Raw genomic sequence first — 1,524 nt, 5'->3', positions numbered from 1 at the left:
TTCGCCGAGGTGCTGGGCGTGGAGCGGGTCGGTATCGACGACAGCTTCTTCGACCTCGGCGGCCACTCCCTGCTCGCCACCCGCGTCGTCAGCCGAATACGCACCGTCCTCGGCGTGGAGCTGCCCCTGCGCGCCCTCTTCGAGACGACCACCGTGGCGCGCCTCGCCGAACGGCTCACGGAAGCCACGGGCGCACGAGCCGCGCTGGTGCCGATGGACCGGCCGGCCCAGGTGCCGCTGTCCTTCGCCCAGCGCAGGATGTGGTTCCTGAACCGCTTCGAGGGAACCACGGCCGCCACCTACAACATGCCCGTCGTCCTACGGCTGACCGGCGCACTGGACCAAGAGGCGCTGGCCGCCGCCGTACGGGACGTGGTCGAGCGGCACGAGAGCCTGCGGACCGTCTTCCCCGAAGGCCCCGACGGCACCTCCCACCAGCAGGTCCTTGACGGCGAACGGGCCACCCCCACCCTGGACGTGACCCCGGCGACCACGGAGACGCTGCCCGCGCTCGTGGCCGGCCAGGTGGCGCTCGGCTTCGACCTGAGCGCGGAGGTCCCGATACGCGTACGCCTGTTCGCGCTGTCCGAGGACGTGCACGTGTTGGTGGTGGTGCTGCACCACATCGCGGGTGACGGCTGGTCGATGGCTCCCTTGGCCCGGGATGTGGCGCGGGCTTACGAGGCTCGGATCGACGGGAAGGCTCCCGCGTGGGAGCCGCTGCCGGTGCAGTACGCGGACTATGCGCTGTGGCAGCGCGAGCTGCTCGGCGACGAGTCCGACCCGGACAGCCTGATCAGCCGGCAGGTCACCTACTGGCGGCAGCAACTCGCCGACCTGCCGCCCCAACTGGAGCTGCCCGTGGACCGGCCGCGCCCGGCGGTGGCCTCTTTCCGCGGCGACCAAGTGGCGTTCGAGGTGGACCCCGACGTCCACGCGGGACTCGCGGAGCTGGCCCGCGCATCGGGCGCGAGTGTCTTCATGGTGGTGCAGGCGGCGTTCGCCGCGCTGCTGTCCCGGATGGGGGCGGGGACGGACATCCCCATCGGTACACCGGTGGCCGGCCGTACGGACGAGGCGCTGGACGATCTCGTCGGGTTCTTCGTGAACACGCTGGTGCTGCGCACCGACCTGTCCGGCGACCCGACCTTCCGCGAACTCGTGGACCGGGTCAGGGAGACGGACCTCGCCGCCTACGCGCACCAGGACGTGCCGTTCGAGCACCTCGTGGAGACGCTGAACCCGGCCCGCTCCATGTCCCGGCATCCTCTGTTCCAGGTCATGCTCGCCTACCAGAACGACGCACCGGCCGAGCTGCGCCTCCCGAACCTCACCCTCGCCGGCGAACTGACGGAAACGGGGACGTCCAAGTTCGACCTGCTGCTCAGGATCACCGAGAGGGAGACGAACACCGGCGGCATGGAATGCCTCCTGGAGTTCGCTGTGGATCTGTTCGAGCGGGGGACGGTCGAGGGTCTGGTGGAGCGGTTCGTCCGGTTGTTGTCGGTGGTGGTGGCGGATCCG

At 70.3% G+C, this 1,524-nt stretch carries 1 protein-coding gene; it reads left to right on the top strand.

The features are described 5' to 3' along the window. On the top strand, positions 1-1,524 hold a 1,524-nt coding region (locus ABZ876_RS39035; RefSeq protein ID WP_361791176.1), incomplete at both ends, for a condensation domain-containing protein.

Origin of the sequence: Streptomyces sp. NPDC046931, from assembly GCF_040644655.1 — a bacterium.
Classification (GTDB): Bacteria; Actinomycetota; Actinomycetes; order Streptomycetales; family Streptomycetaceae; genus Streptomyces.
This window is presented reverse-complemented; position numbering and strand designations above follow the sequence as displayed.